Here is an 18,800-nt window from a genome sequence, read left to right as displayed (position 1 = left end):
ATACCTTAAATCCCCACCTTGGACCGACCCGACTTCACCTCGGCCCGTTTGGACTTGCCCTCCAAGCGGCGGCGCTTGGAAGCCAGGGTTGGCCGTGTTGGGCGGCGGGTGCGGGGCACATGCTCGGCCTGCTCGATCAGCTCACGAAGCCTTGCCAAAGCTTCAAGCTTATTGGCCTCTTGGCTGCGCGAGCCCTGCGCTTTGATGACGACCATACCCTCACTGGTGATTCGACTGTCGGAGATGTTGATCAGCCTTTCCTTCACGGTCAGTGGCAACCCAGAGGCATGAACATTGAAGCGAAGCTGAATCGCTGTTGCAGACGTGTTGACGTGCTGGCCACCGGGGCCTTGGGCACGGATGGCGGTGAATTCAATGTCAGAGTCGGTAAGGACGTAGCGCATTTCGGTAGGCCCTAGTAATAGAACCGAGAGCACTGGGATGGTCAATTTTGACCTTCATAAAATCCTCACGATTGGGCGGAAAGTGAAGAAATAAAGTACGAATTGGAAGGAATCCTCACGATCGGGAGGATTCTTACATAGCCACCTCATTACGTCCAATTATTGTCCGTCTAATCGCCATGCCGTTCTAAAAACCCCTTTCGAATAACCTCAGGCAGCACCGAATAATCATCCGTCATGCCATACCAACGGGTACTGACCCGATTTTCCTCCCGCGTAAAAAAACCTGCCCAAACCGTTTGGTTGGCAGGGTCAATCACCACGGTGGCCATATCGGCCGGGCAATTGTGCGGAAGGCATTGGTCAACAATCAGCAAGCCCTCCACCTCAGCAACCGGTGCTTCGGCTTTGAACCTGGCCAATGCAGCCTGTTCTGCTTTTGGCAAGATCTGCTTCAGCGCAGCTTGAATTGCTGGCTGCCTCAGAAGTGATTTCTGACCCACCAACCGGGTAGATGGTGCCTTGCCCAACCATGCGGTGAATGTATTCCAGTCGGCAGTGGGGCTTGCCGCTTCCGCAATACCAGCCCACAAACACAACAAGATTAACAGCCATTTCAAGGGTTTCATTGCGGGCTCACAGATGAATTTTGTGGAGGGCCACCATGGGGTGGGCTGTGTCACTTTTCAGGCACGCCTCACAGGTGTGAATCGACTTCGAATAACCCTTACCGGTACCAAAACTGGCATCAATGCCACCCAGCTTATTTTTGGCGATGTCGAGATACAAGGTGCCACATTGAATGTTGGTCGCTGGGTCGAGCATGTCAGCATGCTCAAAGTGCGTGCCGGCGGGTGTCAGTTTATTGACCATGTCCACCGCACCTTTACTGATTTGCATCAAACCTGTGATGGTTTGGCTGTTGGTACGGGATGGGTTGAAATTGGTTTCTTTCCAGATCAGACAAATCACAAACTCATCCGAAAATTCCTTGGAACGGTTGTTTTCCTTAACCAGCTTCTGAATTTCATCAAACGTTAAAGCGCCTTGCATATGGTCCCCGACAACGATTGTTGGTCAGCATTGACTGCCTGACAAGTATTGGCTTGGTAACCAACGGCGGGGGTTGGTTCGATTGGGGAGAAATTTCAAAGATGGATAAATACGGATGAGCGTGAAATTCGCCCTCCTGCGTTATGCAGGAAACTCTAGAGTTTCAACTGTTCGCTGTCAGGGGAGGCTTACGGCATCACCCCACAATCGTCCGTCAAACCGGCAAGGTGTTTGTTTCGTCGTCGGCAATTCCTTCATGTTGGTCGACACTACCGTCTGAAGAGCGGTTGAGGCTGAAGGTCAAAAGCCCCTAGTCTGCCAGGTCCGATTCAATTGGTCTTCGTGTGCTCGGTAGCAATACGTTATGAATGATGACGAAAATTGAGTGTTAGGACCCGTGAGAGGCAATTAGCGTAGCCGCCAGTCCGTTTGTAACGTGTTAGGTGCAATCACCACTGCGGCCAGACTCAACTTTGGCTCGTAGTTCACCCCCTCGCCCCTCCCAAACGTCGAAGTCAAAGGCACACTGCTTTTCCCGCAGCAGATTGACCAGCTTACGAACCAGATCAACGTTCACACCCTTGCCTCGCCTGGCCTTCTCAGCGCCAATCTTGGTTGATGTCACAAGCCGCACTATGCAGGGCTTCTTGAGTTGGCGAACCGCTTCGATTAGCCCTTCTATGATGCACCGGTTCACCGTAGTGTCACGAAACTGAAGGTGCAGGTGCTTTACCTTCGCTGGGTGTTCGAGAAGCACTTCTGCCGCGCCTTCACGAGTGGCTGTATCACAACTTCCAACCGAATAGATACTCACTAACGTCATCGGAGTTGAAGACCGGTTAGGTTGGGCAAAAGGTCATCAGCGTCCCCTGAACAGGCTGTCACCCGATAGTCGAGAGGCCCCTTACCGACAGCTTCTCCAACCAAATCGTTGAAAATCTGTAGGTGCTGGACAAATCTGACGAGTGCTTCCGCTGAGTGTTCACCAAGAACTTCTCCCCTTAAAAAGGCTTTCAAATCAGCATGGGAGATCACCTTGTTTCGTGTGTCATTGACCAATTCTCGATAGGCCCTAACCTCATCTGCAGCGGCTTGGATTTCTGACGTCAGGAGCGAGTGCCGCTCAAGCGCCTTCAGCAAGTAGGGCACCGTGAGGTTATAGTTTCCATTGGTATTGGCCGGATCGGTGAGTCGACAAACAACGATCACCCAGTATTCCGCCATCATGATGTTCAGATCGGCGAAAAACTGTGGAGCCGACTCGCGAAGAAGCGAATCTATCTGCTCACCACCTTCGAAGAGCGTGTTGAACGTGTTAAAGCAAATCTGTAGCCAGATGCACTCATCGCGGAAAGCAATGAATGTTCTTCGCAGTTCTGTCAGTGATGTGGGCTGCATGCGTCACCTAACTTGATATACGGACTTTTAACCGGAATATTCACTCATCCAAACACCCAACAAAGCGCATCGATATATCATCCGTCGCTCAATAGTAGTGAAATTAGCCAGGAATGATTCGCTCAGACCGGCGTTGAAGGTAACGTGCTCCGTTCTGACTCCGATGACCTTTCAGAGGGGTTTCTAGATCAGTTCACTGGCTCTGCGCCGCAGCCATCGGTTGAATCACCCCATGAATGATCGCCCTTAGACAGCGCAGCTCACCCGCAAAGGTGCTGGCCAGTTCGGGCTTTGTGGTCAGTATTGCAGCGTTGACCTGCTCAACTTCTGTATATAGCGCTTGTGCCTGTTCAACAATCCGCTTGCACAGGGTTTGCACAATACGATGGGTGATTTGCTCGCCCAACCCCAAGGCAGCGCCAGCCTTGGTCAACACGCTGGCATTCACCTTTGAGAACCTGGATATCCGCCCCAACGGCCAAGCCAATTCGGTCAAATCAGGCCAGCGATTTTTGTCATACGCGGGGCTGTCATACACGCCAATGCACAGCAAGTCATAAAACGGTGCCAATTGAACACCTTCATCGGAAACCAGAAAACTGATGTTCTTCAGGTGCGAATCGCTATTGCCCACCAGCATATTGAACAACAACCACGAGAACAATTTTGGACGAACCAATGCCGGTGATCTGCAAGCATTGGCTGCCTTGGCCAGGTTCTCCATACTGCCCTCAGCGTATTTGAAACTGCGATCAATGCCCAGCAGCTGGCAGCAGTCTATGGCGTGTCGTCGCACGACCGTACCGCCAACCACAGCCCGATCAAACCGGTCCACTACATACACCGGGGTGGGAACATACAAGCGGTGCACATTCGGCACATCCAAATCCATGCGCTTCGCCAGTCGCATGGTGAACCACTCATTGATGGCCGAGTGAGGGTAATCGCCATCGGGGTGATTGGGCTTCAAGATGTGCGTGGAAGGCTGGGCACCCGTGGGCTCGAATAAGTTGCCGTCTTGCAATACGACAGCAAGCTTGTGCTGTGCACCAGCCAGCGACATCCGCTTGCTTGCGCCATGGCTAAGAGGCACTTGCGGCAGTCGATCAATTCGGGTTTGCAAGCGGCGGAAACTGAGAGGCTTCAGTTCACCACCGAGCACAGGCTCAACTCCCAATGGCAACAAGGTGATGGACCCCGCAGACTCGGCCCCGTAGTGGCGCAGCAATCCGAAGGCATCGGCACTGTCAAGCCGTGCGTCCTTGGCCATCAGGACGCGTGCGTTTTCTTCGGGCAGCAGGTTGTCGAAATACCACTGCACCGGCCGGAGGCTTGCACCGTCCGTGATGCTGCGCGCTTGGCGGGGCAAGTGGGGGCTGAGATCGAATGACATTGGATGGTCAAGCCAGGAATCGGCGTAATCGAAGCGCCAAACCGCGCCGGACTCCATCAACGTGCCCACCTCCTGCTGGTCGATCATGACTCTGAGCGTTCTTGGCTTCATCGGGTGCTGTCCGCGTTGGATGACTGCTCCAGCATGCGCGCCACATCGGCTGGTACATCCAGAATGACGTGCACCCCCAATCCTTGAAGCACTTGGAACAACTTGCCCCAGTTGACAGAGTCACCCCCCTTCTCGACCTTACCGAGGAAGTTCTCACTGACCCCGATGCTGTCGGCCGCTTCATCTTGACGAACGCGCTGGCTTTTGCGGCAGGCCCGAACAATGGGCCCCAGGGCACTTGGATGATCGACTTTGATTTGCATAAAATCCTCACGTTTGTAAGGATTATGAACAGAATGCACCTAGGTAGCAAGAAATCCTTACGATTGTGAGGATTTTGATTGGGACCTGCACGATTGACAATAAATCCTCACGATCGTGCGGATTGAGCTTCAGCCTCTTGCTTGCGAACCACTCACCAGAGTGATAAACCAGCACCGTTTTTGACTTGACACTACGGCCACTCTTAGGCTTGAGAATTGATCAATTGAGAAGTGCTGAATATGGATCAGATTCGGAAACAAACAGGCCGAGGGATTGCCTACAAAGCTGTGGAATTGGCAGAAATTATGGAAGGGAGGCCTTATAAATTTGGAGGTAAAAATCGCCAAGGCTTCGACTGCTCAGGCTTCGTCAGCGACATTTTCATGATGCTGTTTCCCGAAAAAGCCAATAGTCTATCTATGAATGCCCAATCGTTTGCCAACAGCGACTTATTCGAGACAGTTGAAACCCCCAAACCCGGCGATATCATCTGTTTCAAAGCAACTGGAAACGGACCGGGCCACGTCGGGATAGTCGTCGATGAATACGGATGGATTGGCTCACAATCATCAACCGGTGTTGCTTACGTACTTTTCAACAACGCCTATTGGTCGAAACGAGGACCAACCTTCAGACGGTATTTACACTCCTCCCCCAAAGCAATTCAAGCCTATTTGAATAGTATTGCGGCCGCATGAAGAGCGAGAACAATATGCCAAGAAATCGCTCATTGTGGCTGTGGACTGCTATTTGTATTTTGACTGGTTTAATGTCAACGCAGGCCTTCGCCTGGGATTCACCCAAAACCGCTGTGGAGGAATTTGTAAAGCTCGACTTGCTGGGCGGTCGACTGAGCTCAGAGCAATGGTCAACCTACATCGACCAATATGTGTATGCGCCAAAGGAATACGATGAGCCAGGCTGGGATATGGCAACCATTGTGACCGCCTATCGCATTGGCAAACCAGCCTGTGAAAACAACCTCTGCCGAGTGAAAGTGAAGTACACCCTGTTTCCGACAAAAAACTTACACGACACGTCTATTGCTCGACATGAGCGTGGCGGGAGAGAGACCCTTGAATTTCGGGTGAGGAACACAGCGGGCAATTGGAAAATTGAACCACAGGGTGAACACCCGAGAATATCGATAGAGACTTATCATAAATCGAGAAACTGAGCGTCTGGAATTTCGCAGACCTCGTCAGCCTCCTGGTTGAGGCCCAGCTGATTCACCGCCTTACTGATTGTTTTGTCGTGAATACCCCAACGAACCCGAATGCCACCTCCTTCGTCGGCTTGCAGCCTGTTCACATTCTCAGTGGACAACACAAAAATCCACATGAAGCCATAGAACTTATGGACAGTGGATTGATATTGAAGCGTCTGGATAGACTTGCTATTTTTGAAGACAGTGACCTGACTGTGCACCAAGGTACGGGAATATGTGGGGATCAAACCAAAACTGGCCGATGACACTTTTCCAGCGAATGATTCATCTGCGTAATCATCGACCGCATCACTGGAATATTTCAATGCGTAACTGGCGCTGGATTGGTCGCAGGCCTTGAGGAACACATTACCCGCAACATCCTTCAGATCTCCACTAACTCGCCCGGCACAGCCAGACAATGCGAATGTCAACAGCAGCAATACACCATAGCCTCGTTTGAATAATCGCTTGTTTGCTGATTGTATGTTTCGCATGGCAGTTTTTCTGATCAACACACGACCATGTTAGTGGTCTGATCTTTGACCGAAAAAAGTCTCTACCATTCGGGGGATTCATACACCCGATAACGGGTGAGATTGCATGCGTTTACGCCACGTGGTCGTTCTGCGCGAATTGCCAGCCGCTTCTGTCCATGTGCATGACAACCATGGTAATGACGGTTAACAAGCTGGATTGAGGGTCGCTTTTTAATAGGTCGATGGTGTGCGTGTCTCGCAAGGTCAGAAGTTTTCCTTGAACGCGGGCGAGGTTTTCTGATCGATGAGTAATCTTGAAATCCAGATCCCAAAAATTGCCCGTCATTTCGGCGCCATCCAATGGTCCGCCAACCACTTGGTACTTCCGAACCACAGACCATATTGGCCTTTGAATTTTGAAGGCCCCAAGCTGGCTGGTGATCAACCATGTTGGGCGCCACGCGAACACTTTCCGCCGGATGGTGGCCACTTCCCCTTGTGCATTGGTCAAATACCATGCGGGGTTGAAGAATGCGAATTCTCCTCTGGCCTCATAAACGAGTTCACCCTGTTGGTTGGTGATCGGAATTCGTCCTCTCAGTGAAAAAATTTTGTTGGAGATGGTTAACTGTTGGGTCAATTTAATGGCTCGTTCTCGAGAAATTTTCTGTAGGGATAACGTTCGCGAAGCAGGTATGCCAATGACGAACATCTCGAACATGTGGATCAGGAGAAGAGTCGGAAGCTCAACAATTTTTTCTCCTGATTGAAGGAACCCTTGTATCAAAGCCAGCTCGGAGCAGCTTTATCTGGCATTGAATTTCTAACCTCGTATTTGATGTTCTCCTTGTTATCACCACAAATGACGAGGATTTGACCATCAGGTGCTTGTTTGACGCTGGTCATCAATGCTTTCCGATGATTATTAGTCAAGCCGTCCACCCACAGTTTCCCTCTGCGTGTGATGTCAAAGGTGAAGCAATAAGTACAGTAGACCCGCGCCAAGTTGCCGTGGTCGATATCGCTGGCAGATGCTACTTGCTGACACAGCGGGCACGTGCATGTACTGCAAGACATGGCATCTTCCTATCTGATCGATTTCGAGACACAGCGGAGTGTGATCGGCTGATTGGTTAATAAAACGGACACCAACGATGAAAACTCACCAACACCGCAGTCGAAATATTAGCGAGATAAAAACAGCGGCTCAAATCGACCGTCCGTTCTGATGAAGCCAGTCAGTTACCTCGTAGATACATTCAGCACCGGTGAGGTAAGGCTGGTTTTTAAGAGAAAGGTTAGATAGGTTTTAGACGAACGTGTACATGGACATTCGTAGAACCATCTCCTGAGGACACGTCTTTGACTTCCAGAAAAGTCTGCTTACGAACCAATTCACCGAGCTTCTGAAAGCCATAGTTTCGCGGATCAAATGAAGGGCTATTTTTCAACAACATGGATCCAACTGTGGATAAGGGTGACCAACCGTTGTCGCGTGCTGTGGCTGTTATGGCAGTTCTCAGCATAGGCTCAATTGGCTCTGGTGGCTGCTCTTTTTGAGCCTCTTCTGTTTGCTCAGGCCTCAAGATTTCGGTGTAGATAAACTTGTCACACGCCGCAACAAATGCCGGTGCAGTTTTTCGTTCGCCAAAGCCGTAGACGACCAGCCCAGACTCCCGGATTCGGGTGGCCAGTCGCGTAAAGTCGCTATCGGAGGAAACAAGGCAGAAGCCGTCCAAATTGCCAGAGTGGAGTAAATCCATGGCATCGATGATTAACGAAGAGTCGGTCGAGTTTTTGCCAGTGGTATAGCCGAACTGCTGCACGGGTTGAATGGCCATTTTATGAAGGACTTCTTTCCAGCTCCTTAAATTTGGCGTTGTCCAATCTCCATATGCTCGCTTAATACTGGCGATTCCATATCGAGCCACCTCAGAAAGAAGCTCATGAACAATTGCAGCTTGAGCATTGTCTGCATCAATAAGCACTGCAAGCTTTTCATTATTGGATTGCGCCATTGACTCTCCTTGAGCAAACCAAGATCGATACAACATGGTTTGCCAAGATTACATTAAAAATTTTTATTAAGGATATGGGTCGGAAAGCCATCAATGCTGAGCTGGTTTTTTTGTTCCCAATATTCTTTCAAGCCCTGGTCGCCCCGCTTTTGTGCCCAGTTGGTGAGCAGGTCCCTGTCGCCCACGTAGTCGAAATTGGGTACAGCCATGCCGCAGGAGGTTTGAACCAACTCAACCGACATGTCGAAAATTTGTCGCGCCCCGGGAATGGGGTCAAACAAGGCAAACAAGGAGGCCCACTCGGACTCGTTGCGGTGAACCGCTTTGGCCTCGCCATACAAACGGAGAATGAGCGGGCTGCCGTTGAACGCGCAGAACATCAAGGTCATTCTGGGGTTTATCTGCACATGGGCTGCTGTCTCGTTTCCACTACCGGTTACATTGAGCCAGGCCACCCGGTTTTTACCCAGAACGCGAAGCGAGTCCATGCCCTTGGGTGAAATGTTGATACGCCCTGTGTCGGCAGCAGTGCCCACAAAATAGATTTTTTGCTCTGCGATGAACTCGCAAAGCTTGTCCGACAGTTCGGTGTATTTTTGGCCCATACAACCTCTCCAATAGCGGGTAGTACTGTCGCTAAAGAACGTTTACTTATGATTGCCTATGCACGTGCTTGGCAAAATTGTTGAGAATGGACTGCCAACCCTGCTGCTGTTGCTCAACAGAATGCTGCTGCTCAGCATCGAAGGTGACGCACACCTCCACACCAGACTCCAGCTGCTTGAACTCGACCGTGGCCGTGCGCTCGCCGAAGGCATATTCGATCAACTTGTTCGGCACCAATTGTGTGTAGGTGCCGGCAAAGTCGAAACCAAAGCTGCCGTCTTTGGCTTCCATGCGGGAAGAAAAAGAGCCGCCCACCCGCAAGTCGACCGTGGACTGGGTGGTGTGCCAGTCGTCGGAAGCGGCGTTCCATTGCATGATGTCTGCTGGGGTGGTGTATGCGCTCCACACTGTGTTGATGGGCGCGTTGACCGTGGTTTTGACGGTGATCTTCATGGTGCGGTCCTGATGGGGTGGTTGGTCAGTGTTTGCGGTGTGCCCAATGAATTGATCTTACAAGTTCACTTCTCGTTCAGCCACGGCTCGTCGTATTCCAAGAAAAATGACAGCGATGGCCGAATAAAAGATTAAACAGACAACCAAACCAACAATGACTTCCAGGTCAGCGATTTGCTCGGCGTTTTCCGCACCATAAAGCTGGACCAATTTAAGGCCAAGCCACTCTGGCACGTCTGGCAGAAAACCGGGGTAGTTGGTCCAGTACCAAGTGGTCAGAAGGCTTGCAAAAAATATCAAGGCAAGCAACCCTCGCTCGGTGGAAAGCGGTATGAGACAAGCCATTGTTTCACTTCAAGTTGATACCCAATCGGGCACTTGGTTCAGAGGCATAACGCCAAAGTTCGGCGGCGCCGAAGCAAAAGGCGGACAATACCAGCACTGGCCATGAAAATGCCCAAGGCATGGCCTGTGCTGGCGTCCGCTTGCAACGTACAGTTTGCCTATGGCCTATTGAAGGCTCTGTAGGCACTTATTCATAATGTGTCCACATGCGTAACACCTTAACGACTCGTTCATCCGTGAGCACTTGATAAACGAGGCGATGCTGAATATTGATTCGTCGCGAGTAGGCACCCGCGAGATCTCCGACGAGTTTTTCGTATGGTGGTGGATTTTGAAAAGGGTTCTGTTGCACGACGGCAAGCAGTTCGAGCGCTTTGGGTTTCAATCCGCTGGCAGCGAGTTTTTGCGCGTCCTTCTGAGCATGTTTGGTGTAGACAATTTGCCAATTCACCAATCAAGCTCCTTGGAGCATGAGCTTGCCGGTTCGGCCATTCCTTCCTTAATTGATTCACGCATACCAGGAACAGACAGCAAATGAAGCGTTTCTTGAATGGCTTGCCAATCTTCAGCGGAGATCAATACAGCATCGTGCCGCTTGCCAGAAATAGTTATGGGTTGATGTGATTCCGCCGTCTCATCCATCAATCGATAGAGATTGGCGCGTGCTTCACTTGCTGAAAGAGTTTGCATAGAGACCTCCATAAGACGCTATCGTACGTAATTCAGTACGCTTTGTCAATGGACCGTTCAAAGGCACAACGTTTGACATGAGCGGCGGCCGACAGCAAGCGAAGCTTGCTGTTGGACGTCCGCTCGATGGAATGGTTATGCGTCACTCTGCGACTCGCCAGACGTGGTTTCCGATGTAGGAAGCGTACGCTCAAGCATTGGAGGGAATCGCACTCGACCTGTAGTCTGTGTGATCGCGATCCGACACTCGCGGGCATAGACGGGGTTGGGTTGTGCCAATAGCGATTGAACGACGGTAAACAGGTCTGGCGTGTGCACAAGCGCCGTTGATGATGTCGCCGCCGCACTGTGGCACTTCTCTGAGAACGGATCGGGTCGCTCGGCTATCGGCTGGAGTCGAAATCCATTGCCGAAGAGAACAGGCTTTGCCGGCGTAGATACTGCCTCTCGCTGCAGATCCTCGTGAATGTTCATAGAAAGCTGCCGCAGCTTGTCGACGTTGATTGCCTTGCTATCCTTGCCTTCGGCTTCACCAATGAGGCGACCTTCGGCGGACTCGAACACCACATCGAATTCGGAATCCGACTCCTTGTAGGGCGCGGCAGTGAACCCGAGCAGGCGCAGTGCTTCAACAATCGCATTCTCAAGAGGCTTGCCCTTCTCGTACAGAAGGGCACGATGTCTACCGGCGGCCGAAAGTCGATCCGCCGTGTCTTCCTTCTGACGCTGAGCCTCCTCGACACGTTGCTCTGCCGCTAGCAACTGAACGCGAAGTTCGGCCTCCGGTCCAAGTGTGTACCCGGGGGCCGCCGCCCAGGACGGCTCAGGGGTCACCTCAGAACTTGAGCGCAGAGCCTTGTCAAGGGAAACGATTGCTGAAACAAACTGGCCTGCAAACTGGCCCGCGGCCGGCGTCCAGGTTTGCTTTGCACCCTTCTCCTTCACAAAGGTGGCGTCATAGAAGTCAATGTCCGGCAGCAGGACAAGGGTACCGGCCGACGCTTTGCTGCGATACAACGCTCCGACGGCCTTCGCCCCCGTACGTGTGACCAGGGAAGCTGGCACCTTCTCGGCGGTGAGAAGAACCTGATAGTGCGATCGTGACTCGAATTCAGACCAATAGGACGCCAGGACCTCAGCTCCTTTGTCAACAAGCTTCATAGAAGAGCCGGTTGCGACGACTGGGGTCAAGGACGCGGGAATGGATTGGTAATTCGTGTAGAGGGAAACGTGACGAGTCGCCTGTCGATTGCGGCCAGTTCCAGAATACGAGCGCTGCCCAGTGTCCACGAAGACTTCACGGAGTGATGAAAGGTAGACGATTACGGTCTTGCCGGTCTCGACTGCCTGTTTGAGTTCGCGGCGCCAATGTTCACAACACTCCTTCAGGCTGAACGAGGTGCTCTCGTCGAGACTCGGCTTACCTTGGTAGTAGTCGGTGACGTAAGACAGGAAGTCACTAATCTCTGGCTTGAACAGAACAATGTCCCAGTCCAGAAGCGAGAGCTTCGATCGGAAGCTCGCGTACTGAGTGTCGCCTGAGGCAAGCTCAAGGCCGACGGTGACGATTCGCTTCGTGCTCATTGGGTGGCCGGCGTCTCCTCGCGGCTAGAAGAGGGTCTTCGTGAGCTTCTCGACACCACTGATCAGCTCCTCGATCTCGTCCTTTGTTGGGTCTCTGTGCTTGTTGTGATCGCAAAGGTTCCGGAGATCACCAAGCCGCTGAATGTTTCGCCAAGCCGGCACGTCAAGCACTGCACCGGCCTTCAGAAGATCATTGAAGTCACTGATCGTCGGGTGAGCCTTTCGCGTAGAGACCGCGTGGTTCGTGGCAACCTGGGCAAGATGCTTTTCAAGCACCACGCCTGCAACCGCACCTGCGGCTCGGAGGAAACCCGACTTGAGTAGCTCACGCGATGCGTCGAGTTCTGAATCAAAAAGATCTGCTTGTACAAGCTGCTGAATGTCGTGAAGGCTACTCTCGAAGCGAGTCCGGACGGCCTGGAGGATCGCCATCTGCGTTGAGAAGCGCATCGTGACGATGGCGAAGTCGTCGTAGTACTTCTCTCCTGTGTACTGAGTGCCGGACCGGACGCCGTTGAGCCAGTCTTGAATATGATAGGTTTGAGATGTGGTTGCCTTTCGCTTCCCGTCACCCTTATAGAGTTCCTGAAACTCGACAATACGGTCGGGAATCAGCTGGCGGATTAGTGCGCCCGCTTGCGTGTACCAGTTCTGGTACTCGCGCTCAAAAGTGCCCTTCAGTTCTTCAAGTAGCTTCTTGGTCTCAGGCTTGGCTTTGCCGGTCTCGACGAGATGACGGCCATTGAGGTCAAGCTGCATCTTTTCGCCGAGCTTGGCCAAGCTATCGAGGTCGGTCTTGTAGCGATCGAGGTTCGTGGGCATGGTGTTTGAGACGCCTAACGTTGGAGTTCAGCGGCTGCCGTGGGCAGTCCGCTGCAATGACGGGTTAGGGCGCATTCTTAGTGGCATCCTGTTCTTTGTCTTGGCGTGACTTCATCTCGGCAATGCTCTCTTTGAAGCGTTGACGACGCTCCGCAATTGGACCGAGGCTTGCAGTGTGCGGAACGAAAGCGAGTGCCCGAAAGAAAAAGTAGGCTGCAATTAAGTAACCTGCAGCCGCAAAAATATCTAGCAAAGGCGAAACCGCCCACGATAGAACGGTGATGACCAAGCCTTTGAGAGCATAGTGCATAGCACCATATAGGCAAATGAAGCGTGCCTGCGCGCCAGCCTCACCGGAAGCTTCATGTGCCGCCAAGGCAAACCAGTTCGCAGTTTTCTTATCGCGGCCGACGCGCTCAGCAAATTTACGAACGCTTCGTTGGCCGATTTCGAGGATTGCCCAAAATAATGCGGAGCCCAATGCTCCTTGCACAATTACCGGCCAATCCGTGACTGTCTTAACGATATCCATGGTGTACCTATTGATGCGCCCTAACGCCTGAGTTAAGCCGCGCCGCGAAGCGGCGTCGGCTTGGACGAATTGTTAGCGCTCATGCTGATCTCCTACTGCCCATACTTGCACGCCCGGAATCCGCTCAAGCTTGAACTGGCGGCCGACTGATACGCCGGGGCACATGAAGAACACGTACTTGTGCTCAGCTCCAGAGGCAGCAACTTTAGCAAGATCCTTGTTGAGTTTTTGATTGTTCGACGTGTTCACCGCGGCAAAGACTTCGCACGCAAGTTTCCCGGGTGAACAAGATTCAACGTCGGAGCCAGCGACGTTTCCTAGATTGACGTGGAATGGAGCTAGCTCAGGGTGAAGACCGAACAGAGTAACTACCGCGCGAGCCGACGCAATGTAAGTAAAAGTTTGATTCAATTGCTCGATCACATTTAGCGGGGTTGCTGAGTCAAGAGGATCGCAACCGATCGGGCGGAACTTCATCTCCCAAAGCGTACGAAGTGCGTCAGACTGCTCATAAAGCTCAGTAATTTGAGCAAGCGCCTTTCCCGCCGACCTAGCAACCGAACGCTCAAGCGCGATTGCTTCTTCTACGGTAGATAAGGAGCGTTGCTTCATGAGCGCTAACACCTGAGTTAAGCCGCGCCGCGAAGCGGCGTCGGCTTGGACGAATTGTTAGGCGCCCAGCTTGGGAGCTTCGCATGGAGAAGGGAAAGATTCCCGAGCTGTTTCCCTTCTTCTCGTTCGAGCGGAAGTGCATGTGTACCCAGTTCGAAGACGCCCACCGTGCACTTCGAGAACCTAGCGGCGAGGGTCGCGAGCTTAAACGCCTCCGAGCCCAATACGGGAAGTATGAGCGAGGTATTGATGCTCTTGGGATAGGGCCTGGCGGCAAGGGTCGGAGAGTGGATGTCGAGGAAGAGGATCTTCTCCGCCAAGGTGCTTCCTGTGCCCGCCGCAAACAAAGGGGTGATCGTGCTGTACTCCTGGTGGAGGCAAAACCCCAGAAACGCATACGGCTGCGCTGCGGCAGGAAACTTTGTTTGCAACGTAGCCAGCTGCGTTGGATCAATCGGAATCCGGCCGGTGTAGGGCGGCACATTGGGCACTAGACGCTTGTATTGCAGCACCAGAGTTTTGAAACCTTGCAGGCTTGCGTCATAGCCCAGCGTCTTTTCGGCCGGCTGGGTCGGTATGTGGAAGAACGTGTGCTCCGGTCCGATGAGATTCATGAGCAGATGGTTGCCCATCTGTTCTACGAATCGCTCGCTCGGGACTTCACTTGGCGGTGCTGTTGTCATGGGCGCCTAACTTGATTTATCGAACAATAACGGCGATATCCATTTATCCGAACATCACCCCGAAGATACGTCACACATAGGTAATGGGTTTATTTGAGCCAAAATCAGCAAACATACTGTTTTATGGACAGTATAAATAACTCCCGAAACTCGCCACGTCTGCTCGATCAACTGCGCACTGCGATTCGGTATAAGCGCTACTCCCATGCCACCGAAAAGGCATACCTAACTTGGTAGTCACGCCACCCGAATCTCTGACTCCCCACCATAGCTACCGCCCACCCTTACTGCGGCCAGCAATTTACCACCAATGTCTCAACAATCTTTTCAAAATGTAAATTACTTTTCTAGCCAAATCAAGAAAACCCTTCCCCCTCCCCCATTTCTGCCGCAAAATCCGAAATCCCCAAAAACAAAAAACCCCAGGCTCACTGCGTGAGCCTGGGGTTTTCCAACTTCCAACCGGGTTGTTAAACCCAACCAATCAACTGCTTATACGCGCTCGAAAATACCGGCTGCGCCCATGCCGGTGCCGATGCACATGGTCACCATGCCGTACTTCAGGTTGTGGCGGCGAAGGGCGTGCACCACGGTGGCTGCGCGAATGGCACCGGTGGCACCCAGTGGGTGGCCCAGGGCAATGGCGCCGCCCATGGGGTTTACCTTGGCGGGGTCCAGTTGCAGGTCTTTCATCACGGCCAGCGACTGTGCGGCAAACGCTTCGTTCAGTTCAAACCAGTCGATGTCGTCCTGCTTCAGGCCGGCGGTTTTCAGCACGGCGGGAATGGCTTCCTTGGGGCCAATGCCCATAATTTCGGGGGGCACACCGCGCACGGCAAAGCCGCGCCACTTGGCCAGGGGCACCAGGTTGAAACGCTTCACTGCATCTTCAGACGCCAAAATCAGCGCGCCTGCGCCGTCGCTCATTTGCGAGCTGTTGCCCGCAGTCACTGAGCCTTTGGCGGCAAACACGGGCTTCAGCTTGGTGAGGCCTTCAATGCTGGAATCGGCGCGGGCGCCTTCGTCCAGGCTGACCACTTTGCTGCTGGTGGTAATTTCGCCAGTGGCCAAATCGGGCGCTGCCTTCACCACGGTGAAGGGGCTGATTTCGTCGTTGAACTCGCCCTTCTGCTGGGCGGCAATGGCTTTCTTGTGGCTGTTCAGCGCGAACTCGTCTTGCTCGTCGCGGCTAATGCCCCACTGCTGGGCCACTTTCTCGGCGGTCATGCCCATGCCGTAGGCAATGCCCAGGTTTTCGTCTTTCTCGAAAATGGCCATGTTGAAGCTGGGCTTGTTGCCGCTCATGGGCACCATGCTCATGCTTTCGGCACCGGCGGCAATCATGACTTCCGCTTCGCCGGTGGCAATGGCGTTGGCGGCCATGCTCACTGCGGTAATGCCCGAGGCGCAGAAGCGGTTGATGGTAACGCCGCCCACGGTGTTGGGCAGGCCGGCCAGCAGCACGGCAATGCGGGCCATGTTCATGCCCTGCTCGCCTTCGGGGAAGGCGCAACCCACGATGGCATCGTTGATGGCAGCGGGGTCGAGCGTGGGCACTTGGGCCATGGCCTTGGAAATGGCATGCACCAGCAGGTCGTCGGGGCGCACTTCCTTGAACACGCCACGGGGCGCTTTGCCGATCGGCGTGCGGGTGGCGGCTACGATGTAAACATCTTTCATTTGGCGGGACATGTGTGTGTCTCCTCAGTGGCCATTAGTTACGCACAGGCTTGCCGGTTTGCAGCATGCCCATGATTCGTTCTTGAGTTTTGGGGTTGTCCAGCAGCTTCACGAAGTGCTTGCGCTCCAGGTTGAGCAGCCACTCTTCGTCCACCAGTGAACCGGTTTCAATTTCGCCACCGCACACCACATCGGCAATCACGCAGCCCAGGTGGAAGTCGTAAGCGGAAATGAAGCCACCGTCGCGCATGTTGACCAGTTGTGCCTTGATGGTCGCAATGCCGCTTTTGCCAGCCACGGGCACGCCTTTCAGCTTGTGCGGTGGGCGGTAGCCCTGCTCAAACATGGCGCGGGCGCGGTTGATGGCCACGTACAGCAGTTCATGGCTGTTGAACACAATCGTGTCGCTGTCCTTGATGAAGCCCAGGTCGCGGCATTCCATGGCCGATGTGCCCACCTTGGCCGTGGCCGCAGTCAGGAAGCCATCTTTCACGAAGGCCAGCACGTCGCTGGAGCCTGCTTTTTGTGCAGCCAAACCGGCGTTCACGGCAATTTCTTTCAAACCACCGCCACCGGGAATGAGGCCCACGCCCACTTCCACCAGGCCCATGTAGCTTTCGAGGTTGGCCACGCGTGCGGAACAGTGGATGGCGAATTCGCAACCACCGCCCAGTGCCAGGCCTGTTACGGCCGCAACGGTTGGAATTTGTGCGTATTTGAGGGCCATGGTGGCCTTCTGGAATTCAGCCACCATCGGTTCGATGGCTTTGCCACCACCCTGCATGAAGGCGGGCAGCATGGCTTGCAGGTCGGCACCGGCAGAGAATGGCTCGTCGGGTGACCAAATCACCAAACCTTTGTAGCTTTTCTCGGCCAGGGCAATGGCTTCGTGGGTGGCTTCAATCACACCGGGGCCAATGGCGTGCATTTTGGTTTTGATGGACAGAACCACCACGTCGTCGTGACCGGGGGCTGTCCAAATGCGCGCTGCATCGGTTTCTTTCAGGGTGGTGCCACCGTTGTGGCCAGTCACCGTGGTTTCGCCCAGTACTTTGGCGCGGAAAATTTGACGGTCGTAAACTGGCAGGTTTTTACGGGCCACAAAGCTGTTAGAAGCTGGGCTGAATGCACCGGCGGGCGAGTACACGCCACCGTTGGCAGCCACAGGGCCTTCGAATACCCAAGCGGGCAGCGGCGCTTTGCACAGGGCTTCGCCAGCGTCAATGTCGGCTTTCACCCATTCAGCAATTTGCTTCCAGCCAGCGGCTTGCCATGTTTCGAAGGGGCCTTCTGTCCAGCCGTAACCCCAGCGCAAGCTGAAGTCCACGTCGCGGGCAGTGTCGGCAATGTCATTGAGGTGCACGGCGATGTAGTGGAATGCGTCGCGGAAAATCGCCCACAGGAATTTGGCCTGGGGGTGGTCGCTGCCACGCAGTTGTGCCATGCGCTCAGCCACGTTTTTGTTCTTCAAAATTTTGAGAACGGCTTCGTCGGCTTTGCCTTCAGACGGCACGTAGTCGCCTTTGGCTTCGTCGAACTGCATGATCTGCTTGCCGACTTTCTTGAAGAAACCAGCCTTGGCTTTCTGGCCCAGTGCGCCCAGTTCTACCAGCTTTTTCAGCACGGCGGGTGTTTCGTAGCTGGGGGCAAACGGGTCGTTGGGCAGTGTGTTTTGCATGGTGGCAATCACGTGGCCCATGGTGTCCAAGCCCACCACGTCCGCCGTGCGGAAGGTGGCGGACTTGGCGCGGCCCAGCTTGGAACCGGTCAACTGGTCAACGATGTCAAACGCAATGCCGTATTTCTTGGCTTCGGCCATGGTGGCCAGCATGCCAGCCACACCCACGCGGTTGGCCACAAAGTTGGGCGTGTCCTTGGCGGTAATAATGCCTTTGCCCAGTGTGGTGGTCAGGAAGGTTTCCAGATTGTCCAGAATGTCCTGACGGGTGGTGCTCAGGGGAATGAGCTCGCACAGGTGCATGTAGCGGGGTGGGTTGAAGAAGTGCACGCCACAGAAGCGGCTCTTCAGGTCGGCATCAAAGCCTTCGCTCAGCTTGGAAATGCTGAGGCCCGATGTGTTGGTCGCAAAAATCGCTGTGGGGTTGATGAACGGGGCAACCTTTTTGTACAGGTCGTGTTTCCAGTCCATGCGCTCGGCAATCGCTTCGATCACCAGGTCGCAACCTTTCAGCAGTTCAAGGTGTTCTTCGTAGTTGGCGGCCTGCACATACTGGGCCACGTCCTTCGCGCCAAACGGGGCGGGTTTCAGTTTGGTCAGGTTGGCAATGGCCTTGTCCACGATGCCATTCTTGGGGCCTTCTTTGGCCGGCAGGTCGAACAGCACCACGGGCACTTTGGCGTTGGCGCAGTGTGCGGCAATTTGCGCACCCATCACGCCTGCGCCGAGCACGGCGACTTTGCGAACGATGAAATTGGACACGAGGGTCTCCTTATCGGGGGTTTATT

At 53.6% G+C, this 18,800-nt stretch carries 24 protein-coding genes; 2 read left to right on the top strand and 22 right to left on the bottom strand.

Annotated elements, in window-relative coordinates; genetic code table 11:
- Positions 1 to 5: 5 nt before the first annotated feature.
- The 6 genes from arfB to VGE55_RS11120 form a co-directional block, all read right to left on the bottom strand.
- Positions 6 to 404, bottom strand: a complete 399-nt coding sequence (gene arfB / locus VGE55_RS11145; RefSeq protein WP_331131760.1) for an alternative ribosome rescue aminoacyl-tRNA hydrolase ArfB — start codon at positions 402 to 404, stop codon at positions 6 to 8.
- A 170-nt stretch (positions 405 to 574) separates the two neighbouring features.
- Positions 575 to 1,033, bottom strand: a complete 459-nt coding sequence (locus tag VGE55_RS11140) for a hypothetical protein (RefSeq protein ID WP_331131759.1) — start codon at positions 1,031 to 1,033, stop codon at positions 575 to 577.
- 7 nt (positions 1,034 to 1,040) lie between these two features.
- The gene (locus VGE55_RS11135) at positions 1,041 to 1,457 is read right to left on the bottom strand and encodes a transglycosylase SLT domain-containing protein (protein ID WP_331131758.1); all 417 of its coding nucleotides are present in this window, start codon (positions 1,455 to 1,457) and stop codon (positions 1,041 to 1,043) included.
- Positions 1,458 to 2,276: 819 nt separating this feature from the next.
- Positions 2,277 to 2,855, bottom strand: a complete 579-nt coding sequence (locus tag VGE55_RS11130; protein WP_331131757.1) for a hypothetical protein — start codon at positions 2,853 to 2,855, stop codon at positions 2,277 to 2,279.
- Positions 2,856 to 3,048: 193 nt separating this feature from the next.
- Complete coding sequence (locus tag VGE55_RS11125; protein WP_331131756.1) at positions 3,049 to 4,359, bottom strand: HipA domain-containing protein; 1,311 nt, start codon at positions 4,357 to 4,359, stop codon at positions 3,049 to 3,051.
- Positions 4,356 to 4,622 (bottom strand): helix-turn-helix domain-containing protein, encoded by a 267-nt coding sequence (locus VGE55_RS11120; protein ID WP_331131755.1) that lies wholly within the window; start codon positions 4,620 to 4,622, stop codon positions 4,356 to 4,358. The genes VGE55_RS11125 and VGE55_RS11120 overlap by 4 nt, the downstream gene beginning before the upstream one ends.
- Positions 4,623 to 4,862: 240 nt before the next feature.
- On the opposite strand from VGE55_RS11120, the gene VGE55_RS11115 reads away from it, so the two are divergent.
- Both VGE55_RS11115 and VGE55_RS11110 read left to right on the top strand, forming a co-directional pair.
- The gene (locus VGE55_RS11115) at positions 4,863 to 5,321 is read left to right on the top strand and encodes a C40 family peptidase (RefSeq protein WP_331131754.1); all 459 of its coding nucleotides are present in this window, start codon (positions 4,863 to 4,865) and stop codon (positions 5,319 to 5,321) included.
- A complete protein-coding gene (locus tag VGE55_RS11110; protein ID WP_331131753.1) occupies positions 5,318 to 5,800 on the top strand; it encodes a hypothetical protein in 483 nt (160 codons plus the stop codon). Before VGE55_RS11115 ends, VGE55_RS11110 begins: the two co-directional genes overlap by 4 nt.
- On the opposite strand, the gene VGE55_RS11105 is transcribed toward VGE55_RS11110, so the two are convergent.
- From VGE55_RS11105 to VGE55_RS11030, 16 genes are all read right to left on the bottom strand, one after another.
- Positions 5,782 to 6,327, bottom strand: a complete 546-nt coding sequence (locus VGE55_RS11105) for a hypothetical protein (protein ID WP_331131752.1) — start codon at positions 6,325 to 6,327, stop codon at positions 5,782 to 5,784. The two genes, VGE55_RS11110 and VGE55_RS11105, sit on opposite strands and share 19 nt — an antisense overlap.
- A gap of 112 nt (positions 6,328 to 6,439) precedes the next feature.
- Positions 6,440 to 7,030, bottom strand: a complete 591-nt coding sequence (locus VGE55_RS11100) for an LURP-one-related/scramblase family protein (protein ID WP_331131751.1) — start codon at positions 7,028 to 7,030, stop codon at positions 6,440 to 6,442.
- 62 nt (positions 7,031 to 7,092) lie between these two features.
- Complete coding sequence (locus tag VGE55_RS11095) at positions 7,093 to 7,215, bottom strand: hypothetical protein (protein ID WP_331131750.1); 123 nt, start codon at positions 7,213 to 7,215, stop codon at positions 7,093 to 7,095.
- 392 nt (positions 7,216 to 7,607) lie between these two features.
- Positions 7,608 to 8,327 carry an NYN domain-containing protein gene (locus VGE55_RS11090; protein WP_331131749.1) on the bottom strand — a complete coding sequence of 240 codons (720 nt, stop codon included), beginning with the start codon at positions 8,325 to 8,327 and terminating at the stop codon, positions 7,608 to 7,610.
- A 53-nt stretch (positions 8,328 to 8,380) separates the two neighbouring features.
- Entirely contained in the window at positions 8,381 to 8,932 is a 552-nt protein-coding gene (locus VGE55_RS11085) for a pyridoxamine 5'-phosphate oxidase family protein (RefSeq protein ID WP_331131748.1), read from the bottom strand.
- 46 nt (positions 8,933 to 8,978) lie between these two features.
- Complete coding sequence (locus VGE55_RS11080; RefSeq protein ID WP_331131747.1) at positions 8,979 to 9,386, bottom strand: SRPBCC domain-containing protein; 408 nt, start codon at positions 9,384 to 9,386, stop codon at positions 8,979 to 8,981.
- Between the two features lie 57 nt (positions 9,387 to 9,443).
- A complete protein-coding gene (locus tag VGE55_RS11075) occupies positions 9,444 to 9,731 on the bottom strand; it encodes a hypothetical protein (RefSeq protein WP_331131746.1) in 288 nt (95 codons plus the stop codon).
- 187 nt (positions 9,732 to 9,918) lie between these two features.
- On the bottom strand, positions 9,919 to 10,182 hold the full coding sequence (locus VGE55_RS11070) for a Txe/YoeB family addiction module toxin (RefSeq protein WP_256762912.1): 264 nt from the start codon (positions 10,180 to 10,182) through the stop codon (positions 9,919 to 9,921).
- Positions 10,179 to 10,421 (bottom strand): type II toxin-antitoxin system Phd/YefM family antitoxin, encoded by a 243-nt coding sequence (locus VGE55_RS11065; protein ID WP_256762913.1) that lies wholly within the window; start codon positions 10,419 to 10,421, stop codon positions 10,179 to 10,181. Before VGE55_RS11065 ends, VGE55_RS11070 begins: the two co-directional genes overlap by 4 nt.
- Before the next feature lie 135 nt (positions 10,422 to 10,556).
- A complete protein-coding gene (locus VGE55_RS11060) occupies positions 10,557 to 12,005 on the bottom strand; it encodes a hypothetical protein (protein WP_331131745.1) in 1,449 nt (482 codons plus the stop codon).
- Positions 12,006 to 12,029: 24 nt separating this feature from the next.
- Positions 12,030 to 12,827, bottom strand: coding sequence for a hypothetical protein (locus VGE55_RS11055; RefSeq protein ID WP_331131744.1), 798 nt, complete (start codon positions 12,825 to 12,827; stop codon positions 12,030 to 12,032).
- 64 nt (positions 12,828 to 12,891) lie between these two features.
- Complete coding sequence (locus VGE55_RS11050) at positions 12,892 to 13,359, bottom strand: hypothetical protein (protein WP_331131743.1); 468 nt, start codon at positions 13,357 to 13,359, stop codon at positions 12,892 to 12,894.
- 72 nt (positions 13,360 to 13,431) lie between these two features.
- Positions 13,432 to 13,971 carry a hypothetical protein gene (locus tag VGE55_RS11045; RefSeq protein ID WP_331131742.1) on the bottom strand — a complete coding sequence of 180 codons (540 nt, stop codon included), beginning with the start codon at positions 13,969 to 13,971 and terminating at the stop codon, positions 13,432 to 13,434.
- Positions 13,972 to 13,988: 17 nt separating this feature from the next.
- Positions 13,989 to 14,654 carry a hypothetical protein gene (locus VGE55_RS11040; RefSeq protein WP_331131741.1) on the bottom strand — a complete coding sequence of 222 codons (666 nt, stop codon included), beginning with the start codon at positions 14,652 to 14,654 and terminating at the stop codon, positions 13,989 to 13,991.
- A gap of 492 nt (positions 14,655 to 15,146) precedes the next feature.
- Complete coding sequence (locus VGE55_RS11035; protein ID WP_256762931.1) at positions 15,147 to 16,346, bottom strand: acetyl-CoA C-acyltransferase; 1,200 nt, start codon at positions 16,344 to 16,346, stop codon at positions 15,147 to 15,149.
- Positions 16,347 to 16,368: 22 nt separating this feature from the next.
- A complete protein-coding gene (locus VGE55_RS11030) occupies positions 16,369 to 18,774 on the bottom strand; it encodes a 3-hydroxyacyl-CoA dehydrogenase/enoyl-CoA hydratase family protein (RefSeq protein ID WP_331131740.1) in 2,406 nt (801 codons plus the stop codon).
- Between the last annotated feature and the right edge of the window lie 26 nt (positions 18,775 to 18,800).

Source organism: Limnobacter sp. (genome assembly GCF_036405155.1).
In the GTDB taxonomy this organism is placed as follows: Bacteria; Pseudomonadota; Gammaproteobacteria; order Burkholderiales; family Burkholderiaceae_B; genus Limnobacter.
The sequence above is the reverse complement of the archived record's forward strand: the minus strand, read 5'-3'. Positions and strand labels throughout refer to the sequence as shown.